The sequence below is a fragment of the Novosphingobium arvoryzae genome (assembly GCF_014652615.1).
GTDB classification, from domain to species: Bacteria; Pseudomonadota; Alphaproteobacteria; order Sphingomonadales; family Sphingomonadaceae; genus Novosphingobium; species Novosphingobium arvoryzae.
In genome coordinates this window covers 40,367-54,249 of record NZ_BMZD01000005.1, presented here as the reverse complement: position 1 = coordinate 54,249, position 13,883 = coordinate 40,367, and the positions used below count along the sequence as shown (strand labels likewise).

Below are 13,883 nucleotides of genomic sequence, written 5' to 3'. Positions count from 1 at the left end.
TGAAAAAATACGAACTGATGTTCTAAATTTATTTGGATGGGCGAGGGGCCGGCGAAGTGGACAGTTTCGATTATGTGATCGTGGGCGCGGGCTCTGCCGGGTGCGTGCTGGCCAACCGCTTGAGCGCCGATCCCAAGGTCCGCGTGCTGCTGATCGAGGATGGGGGCGACAACCAGCACCCCTTCATCAAGATGGCCGGCGGGTTCGTGAAGATCATGGGCAACCCGGCCTATTTCCGCGCCTATCCTTCGGTCCAGCGGCCCGGCATGCGCAAGGAAATGCACGCCTATGGCCGGGGGCTGGGCGGATCGTCGGCAATCAACGGCACCTGGTATCTGACCGGGATGCCCGCCGACTATGACAGCTGGGCGGATCACGGCGTGACCGGCTGGGGCTGGGACGAGATTTCGCGCTGCTTTGCCCGGTTCGAGGATTACCGCGATCCCGGCGCCCATCCGGGGCGCGGGCGCAGCGGCGAACTGCAGATCACCCCGTCGGACCACAAGTCTCCCGTGTTCGATGCGCTGATGAGCGCGTTCGAGCATGCAGGCATGCCGCGCGTCAGCGACATCACCGCGCCGGGGATCACCGGGGTCGGCCGCAGCCAATACACCGTCGACCGCTGGGGTCAGCGCGAATCGAGCTACGAAGCCTTCGTGAAGCCGGTGCGGGGCCGCGCCAACCTGACCATCACGACGTACACCGCGGTCAAGCGCGTGCTGATCGCCGATGGCCGCGCCACCGGCGTGGTGTGCGAGCGCGGCGGACAGGATGTGACCTTTGCCGCCAGCGGCGAAGTGATCCTGGCTGCCGGGGTCTATGGCTCGCCACAACTGCTCCAGCTATCGGGCGTGGGGCCGGGCGCGGCCTTGCAGGAACTGGGGCTGGAAACGCTGCGCGACCTGCCCGCCGTGGGCCAGAACCTGGCCGATCACCAGAAGTTCGGCGTCTCGTTCGATCTGCACAACCACCCCGGCACCAACCGCGAATTCGTCGGCTGGCGGCTCTATCGCAATGCCATGCGCTATTTCCTGACCCGCACCGGGCCGCTGGCGCGCGTCGGCATGCCGCTGACCGGGCTGATCGCCAGCCGGGATGGCCGCGCCGACTGGCCGGACTTCCAGGTTGCCGCCGCGCCATTTGCGATGCGCACCGTGAACGAAATGGCCGAAAAACCCGGCAGCCCGATCACCGACAAGCCGGGGCTGACGTTCTCTGGCTATCACTTACGCCCGCGCAGCCGGGGTTCGGTCAAGCTCACCGCGCCCGACCACCGCACGCCGCCGCTGGTCGATGCGGCGATCTGGTCCGATCCCTATGACCGGGACAAGGCGCTGGAACTGTTCCGCCTGTTCCGCTCCATCGCGGCCGCCCCGGCGCTTGCCCCGTTCATCGGGACCGAGCGGATGCCCGGCCCCGGCGTGCAGGATGAAGCCGCGGTCGTCACCGAACTGGCCAAGATGGTCGAGGCCGGGCTGCATGGCACCGGCACCTGTTCGATGGGCGGCGATGCCGCGACCTCCGTGGTCGATGCGCGCTGCCGGGTTCATGGCGTGGACGGCCTGCGCGTGGTCGATTGCTCGATCATTCCCGCGCCGGTTTCGGGCAACACCAACGGCCCGGCGATGGCCGTGGCCGAGCGCGCCGCCGAACTGATCCGCGCCGACGCGCGCGGGTAGGCGGCGATGTTCCTGGGGATCGACATCGGCACATCCGGGGTCAAGGCGATCCTGCTGGATGAACGCGGCGCGGTTGCCGCGCAGGCCAGCGCGCCGCTGACGGTATCGCGCCCGCATGACTTGTGGTCAGAGCAGACCCCGGACGACTGGTGCGCCGCGACCGATGCCGCCGTCCTCACCCTGCCCGCCGACATGCGCGCACGCGTGCAAGGGATTGGCCTCGCCGGGCAGATGCACGGCGCGACTCTGCTGGGCGCGGACGATCGCCCGTTGCGCCCGGCGATCCTGTGGAACGATGGCCGCGCCCACGCCGAATGCACCGAGCTGGAGGCCGCGCTGCCATCCGCGCGCGCAATCAGCGGCAATATCGCCATGCCCGGCTTCACCGCGCCCAAGCTGGCGTGGGTCCGGCGGCATGAGCCGGACCTGTTCGAGCAGGTCCGCACCGTGCTGTTGCCCAAGGACTACGTCCGCCTGTGGCTGAGCGGTGACAAGGCCAGCGACCTGTCGGACAGCGCCGGGACGCTGTGGCTGGACGTGGCCGCCCGCGACTGGTCGGAAGATCTGCTGGCCGCGACCGGGCTGAGCCGCGCCCACATGCCGCGCCTGCACGAAGGGACAGAGGCAACCGGCACCTTGCGCACCGCCACCGCGCTGCGCTGGGGCATGGCCGCCGTGCCGATCGCGGCGGGCGCGGGCGACAACGCGGCGGGTGCGGTCGGTGTCGGCGTGATTGCCGATGGCGATGCGCTGCTCTCGCTTGGCACATCGGGCGTGATCTTTGCCGCGACCCGCGATTTCCGCCCCAACCCGGCGGGCGCGGTCCATGCGTTCTGCCACTGCCTGCCGGGCCTGTGGCACCAGATGAGCGTGCACTTGTCCGCCGCCAGCTGCCTCGACTGGGCGGCAGCGGCCACCGGGCTGGGCATTCCCGAATTGCTGGGCGCTGCCGAAGCGGCAGGTGCGGCGGGCGGCCCGGAACTGTTCCTGCCCTATCTCTCGGGTGAGCGCACCCCGCACAACGATCCGCACATCCGTGCCGCGCTGCTGGGTCTGTCGAACGACACCGACCCCGGCCGGATCGCCGCCGCCGTGCTCGAAGGAGTGGCGTTTGCCCATGCCGATGGCCTGGCCGCGCTGGCCGCCGCCGGCACCCGGATCGAGCGGCTGGCGGTGATCGGCGGCGGATCGCGCTCGCGCCATTGGGGCAGCATCATCGCCGCCGCGCTGGGGGTGACGCTGGAATACCTCGACGGCGGTGAAGTCGGCCCGGCGCTGGGCGCGGCGCGGCTCGCACAGATCGCGGTGACCGGGGCCAGCCTGGCCGATGCCTGCCCGCGCCCCGCGACGCTGGCCGAAGTGGCCCCCGATCCGGCGCTGGCCGAGCGCCTTGCCCCCAAGCTGGCCCAATTCCGCGCCGCCTATGGCGCGCTGAAAACAATCTGAGAGGAACGCCGATGTCCGCTGACTATTTCGCCGAGTTCGCCACGGTCCGCTATGAAGGCCCGGACGCCACCTCCGACCTTGCCTATCGCTGGTATGACAAGGACCGCGTGGTCATGGGCAAGCGGATGGAAGACCACCTGCGCTTTGCCGTGTGCATGTGGCACACCTTCTGCTGGCCGGGCAGCGACGTATTCGGCGCGGGCACGTTCGATCGCCCCTGGCTGAAGGGGCCGATGGACTCCGCCAACGCCCGCGCCAAGCGCGAGGCCGCGCTGGCCTTTGTCGAAAAGCTGGATGTGCCGTTCTATTGCTTCCACGACGTCGACGTGATGGCCGATGCCGACGATGCCGCATCGTTCCGCGCCAGCTTTGCCGAGGCGGTCGACCATCTGGAGGAATTGCAGGCCCGCCACGGGCGCAAGCTGCTGTGGGGCACGGCCAACCTGTTCGGCCACCCGCGCTACATGGCGGGCGCGGCGACCAATCCCGATCCGGAAGTCTATGCCTGGGCCGCGCTGCAGGTCCGCGACGCGCTGGAGGCGACCCACCGGCTGGGCGGGGCCAACTACGTGCTGTGGGGCGGGCGCGAGGGCTATGACACGATCCTCAACACCGAGATCGGGATCGAGCAGGAAAACTTTGGCCGGTTCCTCAGCCTGGTGGTCGATCACAAGCACCGCATCGGCTTTACCGGCACGATCCTGATCGAGCCCAAGCCGCACGAGCCGACCAAGCACCAGTACGATTTCGATACGCAGACGGTCTATGCCTTCCTCAAGCGGTTCGGGCTGGAAAACGAGGTGAAGGTCAACATCGAGGCGAACCACGCCACGCTGTCGGGCCATACGTTCGAACACGAAATCGCGATGGCCCGCGCGCTGGGCATTCTGGGTTCGATCGACGCCAACCGCGGCGATCCGCAGAACGGCTGGGATACCGACCAGTTCCCCAACTCGGTCGAGGAGATCACGCTGGCCCAGCTGGAAGTCCTGCGCGCCGGGGGGCTGGGCAATGGCGGCTGGAACTTCGATGCCAAGGTGCGCCGCCAGTCGATCGACGCGGTGGACCTGTTCCACGGCCACATCGGCGGGATCGACACGATCGCGCGCGCCCTGCTGCGCGCGGCGGCGGTGATCGAGGACGGCGCCCTCGAAACCTTCCGGGCCGAGCGCTATGCCGGGTGGCAGGGTGAACTGGGCCGGATGATCCACGCGCCGGGCACCACGCTGGCCGATGTCGCCGATCACGCGGTGCGCTCCAACCGGGCGCCGCAGGGCCAGTCCGGGCGGCAGGAATGGTGCGAAAACCTGCTGAACCGGTTCTGATACCCTCTCGTCGATAGGATGGCATCGATACTATCGGATAGCGCGCAGGCTAAGGTAAATGCATGACTGCGCGTGAAACCCGCAGGTGTGGTCTGGCCGCGCCGTGGTGCCGTTCAAGAAACTGGGAGAATCCGCAATGACCCGCCGCTTCGTCGACCTGTCGATCACCTTGTGCAACGACGTGGTCACCGACCCGCCGTTCCTGAAGCCGCATATCGATTACGAAGCGCACAACGACACCCGGAACGAGCTGGAAATGTTCTTTCCCGGCGTGAAGTTCGATGAAATGCGCGGCGGCGACGTCGGGTTTTGCGGGGCGGAGTGGGTCAAGCTGACCACGCACAGCGGCACCCACGTCGATGCGCCGTGGCACTACCACCCGCAGCAGGACGGCGCGCTGGGCAACACCCGTTCGGCCCAGACGATTGACGAAATGCCGTTGGAATGGTTCTTCCAGCGCGGCGTAAAGCTGGACTTCCGCCACTTCGAGGACGGTTATGTCGCCACTGCCGCCGATATCGAGGCGGAGCTGAAGCGGATCGGGCATGAGCTTCAGCCGCTCGACATCGTGGTGGTCAACACGGCCGCCGGGGGCGCGGTGGGCCAGCCGGACTACGTCAGCCGGGGTTGCGGCGTGGGCTATGAAGGCACGATGTATCTGCTGGAACGCGGCGTGCGCGTGACCGGCACCGATGCCTGGTCATGGGACGCACCATTCGTCCACACCGCGAAGAAGTATCAGGAAACCGGCGACGCCAAGCTGATCTGGGAGGGCCACCGCGCCGGGGCCGACATCGGTTACTGCCACATCGAAAAGCTGCACAACCTGGAGGCAATCCCCTCCACCGGCTTCCAGATCAGCTGCTTCCCGCACAAGATCAAGGCCGCCAGCGCCGGCTGGACCCGCGCCGTCGCGATCTTCGAGGACTAAGCGGGCACTTCACCGTCACTCCGGACCGGTTCCGGGGTGACGGCTGGTGACCATCGCGGGCCAAGTCGGACCTGCAAGCTTCAGCGCGAGCTGGAATCCGCCTGGAAGCGCACCGCCAGTTCATCGCGCAAGAGATCATCCGGCGAATCGAGGCGCACCACATTGCCCTGTTCCTGCACCCGGTGGTGGGCAATCGCCTCCATCCGTTCCACCACCCAGCGCAGCGCGCGGTCGTTGTTGTTGGTGATGTGCCACTGCACTACTTCGCGGATCGGCGGGATTGCAAAGGGCAACTCGCGCATCACCAGCGGGAACGTGCGCACCATCTGTTCGGCCAGCCGCCGGTGCATCGTGGTGATCCGGCGCGTGCCCATCACCAGCCCCGGCAGCGACAGGAATGTCGGCGCGACCACTTCGATCCGGCGCTGCTGCTTTTTCTGGCGACGGGTGAACCACTCCTCGAACGCGGGCAGCTGCGCGCGGCCGAACCGGGCGGTAACGTGGCCGGATTCGAAATAGCGTTCCCGCGTCATTTCCCCCTGCATCGCCGGGTTGTCCGCCGCGCCGACCACCACGTAATCGTCCTCGAACAGGATCTTGCTGGGGTGATCGGCCGAGACAGCGAAATCGATGGTCACCAGCAGGTCCACCGTGCCGCGTTCGATCGCGTCGGTCGGGTTGGTGTTCATCGGCTGGATCTCAAAGCGCATATTGGGCGCTTCCTGTTCCAGATGGGCAAACACATCCGCCAGCAGGACCTGGGTGGTATAGTCCGACGCCATGATCCGCACCTGCCGGTCCGCCGTGGCCGGATCGAACGGCGGGGCGATGGCGATGGTCGAGCGGATCTGGTCCAGCACCGCGCGGACCGGCTCGATCAGTTCCTCGGCCCGGGCGGTCAGGATCATGTGGCGGCCCTTCACCACCAGCAGGTCGTCGGCAAAGTATTCGCGCAGCCGCCCCAGCGCGCTGGAGGTGGCGGACTGCGACAGGCACAGCCGGTCGGCCGCCAGGCTGACGCTCCGCTCGGTCAGCAGCGCGTCGAGCGCCACCAGCAGGTTGAGGTCCAGCCGTCCAAACCGCATTGCCATCTCCCGGTCCCCCCCTTGTCTGTTGCGTGATCTGTCTGTTGCAGGATCGCGGGGGTAACTGGCACGTAGCCTAGCAGACCCGCCGCCGCTGGCAAAGCAATGCCCCCGCTACACCCTGCTATAACCCCAGCCGGGGGCAACTCGCTCCGATTGCATCAATGCGGCGGCATCCACCGTTCCGATTGGTCTCGCGCGCTGGATCGCCTAGACAGGCAGCATGAACCGGGAGAAGATCGAGAGCATCGCCACCGCGCTGGTCGTGGGCGGCGGGATTGGTGGCATGGCAACGGCGATCAGCCTTGCCCGCCGAGGCGTGGCCGTCGAACTGATCGACCTTGACCCCGACTGGCGCGTCTATGGCGCGGGCATCACCATCACCGGGCCAACCCTGCGCGCCTATGCGCAGCTGGGCCTGATCGACCGGATCAAGGCCGAAGGCGCGGTCACCACCGCATCGCGCTTCCGCCTGTTCAACGGCACCGTGCTGCGCGTGATGGACGAACCCGTGATCGAGGAAGGCCTGCCCGCGACCGGCGGGATCATGCGCCCCGTGCTGCACCGGATCATGCAGGACGCGGTCCGCGCCGAGAACATCCCGGTGCGGCTGGGGCTGACCGTCGATGCGCTGGACAACGTGGACGGCGGCGTCGACGTGCGCTTTTCCGATGGCAGCGCGGCGCGGTTCGACCTGGTGGTCGGGGCCGACAGCGTGTTTTCCCGCGTCCGCGACCTGGCGTTTCCGCACATGGGCCCGGCCCAGCCGACCGGGCAGGGCTGCTGGCGCATTTCCATGCGCAAGGCGCCCGAGCTGGATATGGGCGAGTTCTATTTCGGCGGAGCCAACCCCTGCGGGATCACGATCTGCGGCCCGGATTCGATGTACATGTGGATGCTGACGGAGCACGTCGAGCGCGAAACCTACATGACCGACGCGGAGCTGTTCGACGGGATGCAGGCCCTGCTGGCGGGCTATGGCGGCAATGCCGGGTGGATCCGCGACAACATGACCCCGGGAGACTGGATCAACTACCGCCCGCTGGCCGCGGTGCTGCAACCGCGCGCTTGGTCGAACGGCCGGATCGTGCTGCTGGGCGATGCGGTCCACGCCACCACCCCGCACCTCGCATCGGGCGCGGGCATGGCGGTGGAAAGCGCCATTGTGCTGGCCGAGGAACTGGCCCGCGCGGGCGTGTCGCCCGAACAGGCGCTCACCGCCTATGAAGACCGCCGGTTCGAGCGTTGCCGCGATGTGGTTGAAACCAGCATTGCCATCGGGAACCTGCAACTCGCCCACGGTCGCCCGGATCAGCTGGCCGGGCTGATGGAAGGCGCATTGGCACGGCTCAACGGACCGTACTGAAGGGAGTCCAGGGCATCACCGGCCCGCTCCCCCGGCCCGGTGATGCATCCACGCAAGTGGACAAGAGGCTATGCCGCCAGTTCGCTGTCCGCCTCGATCCGCTCGATCGCGGCGTGGATCGCGGCGGCGGCCTGCGGGGCCAGCCGGTGTTCGAACAGGGTCAGGTGGCGCTTCAGCGTACGCTGCACCGTGCCGGAGCCTTCGCCGCCCGGCTCGCCCAGTTCCAGGAAGTGTTCCAGGCCATAGCGCAGGATGATCGTGGCGTTGATCGCCAGGTCGCGCAGTCGTTCACGCGGCCAGTCGAGCAGATCCGCATCGACCAGCGCGGCGAGGTGTTCCTCGATCTGATCGAACGTCCGTTCCAGCCATTGCGGCGCGTTGGCGCGGATCAGGGCCGCGCCTTCCCCGTATCCGCGCTGGTCGCGGTAGAGAAAACGGAAAGTCCGGAACTCTGCCATCAGTGCGCGCAGCAATGCGCCATAACTGGCAACCGGGTCTGCCCCGGGGCGCAAGGTCAGCCGCGCCTCGATCGCCTCGGAAAACCGCTCCCCCAGCGCATCGAGCAGCGCGGCGCGGGTCTTGAAGTGATACCACAGGTTGCCTTCGGCCATGCCCAGGTGCGCTGCCAGCGCGGCGGTCGTGACCTGGCCATAGCCCTGCGCGTTGAACAGCCGCCGGGCCTCCTCGACGATGCGGTCCCGGGTACTGACGGTCTTCTTCATCAATAGCGCGATAGCTCGACCTGCATCGACTTGTAACCATGAACGAAGCAGGCCGGCACGCGGGTCGGTTCACCGATCACGTTGGCGCGCAGGCGCCGCTTCGCCATTTCCTCCAGCAGCGTACACAGCTGAAGCTCGGCCACCCGGGCACCCACGCAGCGGTGGATGCCGTACCCGAAGGACAAGTGGCGACGCGCGTTTTCGCGGTCCACCTGAATCGCATCGGCGTCCTTGAAGACGCTCTCGTCGCGATTGGCCGAAATGTACCACAGCACGACCTTGTCGCCCTTTTTCATGGCGACGCCGTCGACTTCGGTATCTTCCATCACCGTCCGGCGCATGTGCGCCAGCGGGGTCTGCCAGCGCACCAGTTCCTGCACCGCGTTGGGGATCAGGTCCGGGTTCGCCTCCAGCTTGGCGCGTTCATCCGGGAACTGCGACAGGCCATAGGCAAAGGCCGACATCGAATTGCGGGTGGTATCATTACCGCCCACGATCAGCAGGATCAGGTTGCCCATGAATTCCTGCTCGCTCATGTGGTTCATCGCGTCAGACCGCAGCATGACCGAAATCAGGTCCTTGCCCGGATTGGCGGCCTTCTGCTGCCACAGCGCGGCAAAGGCTGCGCCCATTTCACCCAGCGCGGCATTGCGCATGGCATGGGTGTCGGGCGATTTCATCAGTTCCACATCGCCGCCCATGTCGGACCAGTAGGTCAGCTTGTGGCGCTCGTCCCACGGGAAGTCGAACAGGCGGGCCAGCATGCCCGTGGTCAGTTCGATCGACACCCGCTCTACCCAGTCGAACGCTTCGCCGATGGGGAGCGAATCGAGCACGGCAGCCGTGCGCTGCTGCACTTCGGCCTTCATCGCGGCCACCTCGCTCGGCCCGAAGGACGGGGCGATGGTGCGGCGCTGGGCGGTGTGTTCGGGCGGGTCCATGGCGATGAACATCGGCATGCGCATTTCGCCCTGCGTCGGCTTGTCCACCCCGCCCGCGATCGAGATGCCGCCGTATTCCCAGCTGGAGGAGAAGATCTTCGGCAGCGCCTCGATGTGCACGATCGGCTTGTGCGTGGTGACCGACCAGTAGGCGCCGAAATCGGATTCCGGCACGAACTGGATCGGCGCTTCGGCGCGCAGGCGGCGAAACAGCTCCTGCCAGCGATCCTCCGCGTAGATTTCAGGACGGCTGACATCGATCGGGGCCAGCGGCGCGGCATGGCGCGTCAGGGTGGCGGCTTGGGTCATGGCGGTCCTCTCCCGGTGGCGCTTACCTGCGCCTTTTAGGGTATTCACCCTAAATCACCGCAAAGCGCCGTCCGAGTCAAGCGCCCAAACGAAAGGCCGCCGCGCGGCGGGAACCGGGCGGCGGCCTGTCAGCGGCGCGATTGCAGCCGGGCGTCAGTTGCCCTTGGCGACTTTCGCGACCTTCTTGTAGGGTACGAATTCGCCCAGATTGATGAAGCCGGTCGGGAAGTGGCCGGTGCGGTCCACGGTGTGGACGATGTCCAGACTGCAGAGCTGGCTGCCAAAGGTCTTGGTGACCAGGATGTCATCCGAATCGAGCTGGTCCACGTTCTGCGGCCGATTGACGTAGAGCGTGCTGCCGCTGCGGAACACGATGCCGACCTTGTCCAGCACGGTCATGTCGCGCGAATCGTAAGTGCTGATGCAGCTGACCGGCTTGCCCGCCTCACGCCCTTCCAGCATCTTGTCGAGCCGCTCCTGCGGGGTCAGCTTGGGCTTGGCCGAAACCGCCGTGGCCCCGCCCGCCAGCATCGCCGCCGACGCGAGAGCGAGTGCAATCCTGCGCATGATCCTGTCTCCTTCTCTCAATTCCGGCGGACGATAGCACGGTTGCCTGAACGGCGGCTGACGGATTGTCCGGGAGCGCCGCGATCAGGCCGTGCCGCCCACCGTCAACCCCGCAACCAGCAGGGTCGGCTGGCCCACCCCGGCCGGCACGCTTTGCCCGCCCTTGCCGCACACGCCCACGCCTTCGTCCAGCGCCATGTCGTTGCCGATACCCTGCACGCGGGTCAGCACGGTCGGGCCATCGCCGATCAGCGTCGCGCCCTTGATCGGCGCGCCCAGCTTGCCGTTCTCGACCAGATAGGCCTCGGTGCAGCTGAACACGAACTTGCCCGACACGATATCGACCTGCCCGCCGCCAAAGCTCTTGGCAAAGATGCCGGACTTCATGCGGCTGAGCAGTTCGGCGGGATCGTCGTTCCCGCCCTTCATGAAGGTGTTGGTCATGCGCGGCATCGGCGCATGGGCATAGCTTTCACGCCGTCCGTTGCCGGTGGGGGCCACCCCCATCAGCCGGGCGTTCAGCCGGTCCTGCATGTAGCCTTTCAGGATGCCGTCCTCGATCAGCACGGTTTCCTGCGTGGGCGTGCCTTCATCGTCGATGGACAGCGATCCGCGCCGCGCGGCGATGGAGCCATCGTCCACCACTGTCACGCCCGGCGCGCCGACGCGCTCACCGATCCGGCCGGAAAATGCGCTGGTGCCCTTGCGGTTGAAATCGCCTTCGAGGCCGTGCCCGACCGCTTCGTGCAGCAGCACGCCGGGCCAGCCGGGGCCGAGCAGCACGGTCATTTCACCCGCCGGGGCAGCAACGCTTTCCAGATTGGTCAGCGCCTGCGCCAGCGCGGTATCGATCGCGCGGTTCCACGTTTCGGGCGCGAACAGATCATCATAGAGCCGCCGCCCGCCCATGCCGAAGCTGCCGGTTTCGCGCCGCCCGTTCTGCTCTGCCACGATGGAGACATTCAGTCGCACCAGCGGACGCACATCGGTGGCAACAAAGCCATCAGCGCGGACGATTTCCACCACCGACCAGCTGGCCGACAGGCTGGCCGAGACTTGCGCCACGCGCGGATCGCGCGCGCGGGCCGCCGCGTCGATGGTTTCCAGCAGCGCCACTTTCTGCGCGAAGGGGATCAGGTCCAGCGGCGAGGCATCGGTATAGAGGTGCCGGTTGTTGAGGCGCGGCGGCGGGGCAGGCTGGCCCTTGGCCGGATCGAGCAACTGCAACGTCTCGCCGGCGCGGCGGATCGCGGCGGCGCTGATTTCGTTGGCATGGGCAAACCCGGTCATCTCGCCCGACACGCCGCGCAGGCCAAAGCCCGCATCACGCGAATAATCGGCGGTTTTCAGCCGCCCGTCGTCGAACGCGAACGTCTCGGCCGCGATGAATTGCAGGTAAAGTTCGCCATCATCGCAGCGTGCCAGCGTATCGCGGGCAATCGCCTGCGCCTCGGCAGGATCGAGTTGGCGGTAAAGGAGCGAGCGCGGATCAAGCGTGGTCATACCCCAAATATAGGGGCTGCATCAGGAAGTGCCAGAGCGGGGGCACGGGCCGGTGCCGCAAGCCAATCGCGGATACGATTGGCGCACCAGCAAATTAGGCGGCGGCCTGATCCGCCGGGCCACCCTTCAGCACGAAGCGGCGGTCGCAATACCCGCAGTCGACATAGCCGCGCTCGTCGATCTCAAGGTAAACGCGCGGATGGCCGAGCGCCGCGCCGCCGCGAATGTCGCTGGCGCCGTCGCACGAAACGCGGGTGGTGGCGGTGAAGACGGTTTCAGGCTGCGTGCTCATGGTCCAGCGCTCTAGCAGGGCGCGCCGGGCTTTTCCAGCCTACTGGTACTGCACTGTGACCGTAATCGAGCCGGTGTAGATCCCCGGCAGCTGGTTGGCGTTGACGTTCAGCCGTCCGCCGATCTTCAGCGTGAAGATCCCGCTGTTCGACGCAATCGTATAGCGCTGGTTGCCGTTGCCCTGGGTCAGGCCCACGCCCTGCCCGTTGGCATTGGGATTGCCGGAAAAGCTGATGGTTGCATCGTTGGACAGGAACACCTGGTCCAGCACCATGGCTTGCCCGGGGCCGGTCAGGCTGACCACGCTGTCCAGGCTGATGCGCGCCCGCATGTTCTTGGTGCCCATGCCGGCAAAGATCGCCTGGCGGCAGGTGCCGACTTCCAGAATAGGTCCGGTGACAGTGCAGGCGCCAGTCGTCCCATTGACCGTCACCGTGCCGGCCTGCGGCCGTGCGACGATCCGGCCAAAGCTCATGTCCTGGACCTTGACGAGCGTGGCCGGGGCGACGACCACCGCCTGCGTGGTGGCGGTCGCGCTGGCCACTTCCTGAGCCTGGGCCGGGACGCACAGGGTCAGCGCCAGCGCCGCGCCCATCGCGCGTCCGGCGTGCCGCGGCACGGCGCCGCGTTCAAGAAACCCCCAGGTCATCACAGCCTGCCTACTGTCCAGCCGTGAAGGTATGTTGCAGCAGCATGGTTAACGGGCCGGTAACTGCCACCGTTCAACACCCCGATGCGGGGTCTTTACGCCGCGCGATTCCTGCCGCAAGAGCGGGCCATGGACACTCCCGCCGCAATCCGCATCCGCGATGTCGTCAAGCGCTATGCCCCCGCCGGAACCGGGGAAGGCAAGCTGGCCCTGCGCGGGGTCAGCTTCGATGTGCCGCAGGGGCAGATCTTCGGCCTGCTCGGCCCCAACGGCGCGGGCAAGTCGACCCTGATCAACATCCTGGCCGGGCTGGTGATGAAGACCAGCGGCAGCGCGGAAATCTGGGGTTTCGATATCGACGCCGACAGCCGCAACGCCAAGCGGTCGATCGGGATCGTGCCGCAGGAAATCGTGTTCGACCCGTTCTTCACCCCGTTCGAGGTGCTGGAAAACCAGGCCGGCCTCTATGGCGTGCCCAAGGCCGCGCGGCGCAGCCTGGAACTGCTGGCCGAAGTGCACCTGTCGGACAAGGCCAACGCCTATGCCCGCACCCTGTCCGGCGGCATGAAGCGCCGCCTGCTGATCGCCAAGGCGATGGTCCATTCGCCGCCGGTGCTGGTGCTGGACGAACCGACCGCCGGGGTCGACGTGGAACTGCGTCGCCAGCTGTGGGAACTGGTCAGCGAACTCAACGCCGCGGGGGTGACCGTGGTGCTGACCACGCACTACCTGGAAGAGGCCGAGCAGCTGTGCGACCGGATCGCGATCATCAACCACGGCCAGCTGATCGCCAACAAGCCGACCCGCGATCTGGTGGAAATGGCGCGCGAAAAGATCGTGGTGCTGACGCTGGACCGCGATGTCGATACGCTGCCCGGCCATCCCGCCTTCGTGAAGTGCGAAAAGACCGGCGATCGCACGATCGAGGTAACCTATGACAAGGACCGCACCAACGCGGGCGAAGTGCTGGCGCAGATCCAGGCCCAGGGCCTGACCATCGTCGACGTCACCACGCGCGAGGCCGACCTTGAGGACGTGTTCGTCAGCTTGACGAGCGCGTAAGTCCGGC

13 protein-coding genes are annotated in these 13,883 nt (G+C 66.9%); 6 read left to right on the top strand and 7 right to left on the bottom strand.

From position 1 onward, the window contains the following. Positions 1 to 56: 56 nt before the first annotated feature. The 4 genes from IE113_RS11210 (at position 57) to IE113_RS11195 (ending at position 5,381) form a co-directional block, all read left to right on the top strand. Positions 57 to 1,679 carry a GMC family oxidoreductase gene (locus IE113_RS11210; RefSeq protein ID WP_189541505.1) on the top strand — a complete coding sequence of 541 codons (1,623 nt, stop codon included), beginning with the start codon at positions 57 to 59 and terminating at the stop codon, positions 1,677 to 1,679. Positions 1,680 to 1,685: 6 nt separating this feature from the next. Beyond that, the gene (gene xylB / locus IE113_RS11205) at positions 1,686 to 3,125 is read left to right on the top strand and encodes a xylulokinase (RefSeq protein ID WP_189541503.1); all 1,440 of its coding nucleotides are present in this window, start codon (positions 1,686 to 1,688) and stop codon (positions 3,123 to 3,125) included. A gap of 11 nt (positions 3,126 to 3,136) precedes the next feature. Then, on the top strand, positions 3,137 to 4,450 hold the full coding sequence (gene xylA, locus IE113_RS11200) for a xylose isomerase (protein ID WP_189541502.1): 1,314 nt from the start codon (positions 3,137 to 3,139) through the stop codon (positions 4,448 to 4,450). 136 nt (positions 4,451 to 4,586) lie between these two features. After that, entirely contained in the window at positions 4,587 to 5,381 is a 795-nt protein-coding gene (locus IE113_RS11195; RefSeq protein WP_189541500.1) for a cyclase family protein, read from the top strand. A gap of 80 nt (positions 5,382 to 5,461) precedes the next feature. Here the strand turns inward: IE113_RS11195 and IE113_RS11190 are convergent, their stop codons facing one another. Further along, positions 5,462 to 6,472: a LysR family transcriptional regulator gene (locus IE113_RS11190; protein WP_229822302.1), complete on the bottom strand. Its 1,011-nt coding sequence runs from the start codon at positions 6,470 to 6,472 to the stop codon at positions 5,462 to 5,464. A 217-nt stretch (positions 6,473 to 6,689) separates the two neighbouring features. On the opposite strand from IE113_RS11190, the gene IE113_RS11185 reads away from it, so the two are divergent. Further along, the gene (locus tag IE113_RS11185; RefSeq protein WP_189541498.1) at positions 6,690 to 7,832 is read left to right on the top strand and encodes an FAD-dependent monooxygenase; all 1,143 of its coding nucleotides are present in this window, start codon (positions 6,690 to 6,692) and stop codon (positions 7,830 to 7,832) included. Between the two features lie 68 nt (positions 7,833 to 7,900). Here IE113_RS11185 and IE113_RS11180 read toward each other — a convergent pair whose 3' ends face one another. The 6 genes from IE113_RS11180 to IE113_RS11155 all read right to left on the bottom strand — a co-directional run bounded on the left by IE113_RS11180 (position 7,901) and on the right by IE113_RS11155 (position 12,814). Continuing rightward, complete coding sequence (locus IE113_RS11180; protein ID WP_189541496.1) at positions 7,901 to 8,554, bottom strand: TetR/AcrR family transcriptional regulator; 654 nt, start codon at positions 8,552 to 8,554, stop codon at positions 7,901 to 7,903. Next, entirely contained in the window at positions 8,554 to 9,804 is a 1,251-nt protein-coding gene (locus IE113_RS11175; RefSeq protein WP_189541495.1) for a cytochrome P450, read from the bottom strand. Before IE113_RS11175 ends, IE113_RS11180 begins: the two co-directional genes overlap by 1 nt. Positions 9,805 to 9,957: 153 nt before the next feature. Next, positions 9,958 to 10,371, bottom strand: a complete 414-nt coding sequence (locus IE113_RS11170) for a hypothetical protein (protein WP_189541493.1) — start codon at positions 10,369 to 10,371, stop codon at positions 9,958 to 9,960. Between the two features lie 84 nt (positions 10,372 to 10,455). Further along, positions 10,456 to 11,874 (bottom strand): metalloprotease TldD, encoded by a 1,419-nt coding sequence (gene tldD / locus IE113_RS11165; protein ID WP_189541491.1) that lies wholly within the window; start codon positions 11,872 to 11,874, stop codon positions 10,456 to 10,458. A gap of 94 nt (positions 11,875 to 11,968) precedes the next feature. Beyond that, a complete protein-coding gene (locus tag IE113_RS11160; protein ID WP_189541489.1) occupies positions 11,969 to 12,166 on the bottom strand; it encodes a zinc-finger domain-containing protein in 198 nt (65 codons plus the stop codon). A gap of 39 nt (positions 12,167 to 12,205) precedes the next feature. Beyond that, the gene (locus IE113_RS11155) at positions 12,206 to 12,814 is read right to left on the bottom strand and encodes a DUF4402 domain-containing protein (protein WP_189541488.1); all 609 of its coding nucleotides are present in this window, start codon (positions 12,812 to 12,814) and stop codon (positions 12,206 to 12,208) included. 129 nt (positions 12,815 to 12,943) lie between these two features. Here IE113_RS11155 and IE113_RS11150 point away from each other — a divergent pair, with 129 nt between their 5' ends. Continuing rightward, a complete protein-coding gene (locus IE113_RS11150) occupies positions 12,944 to 13,876 on the top strand; it encodes an ABC transporter ATP-binding protein (RefSeq protein WP_189541486.1) in 933 nt (310 codons plus the stop codon). Positions 13,877 to 13,883 lie beyond the last annotated feature (7 nt).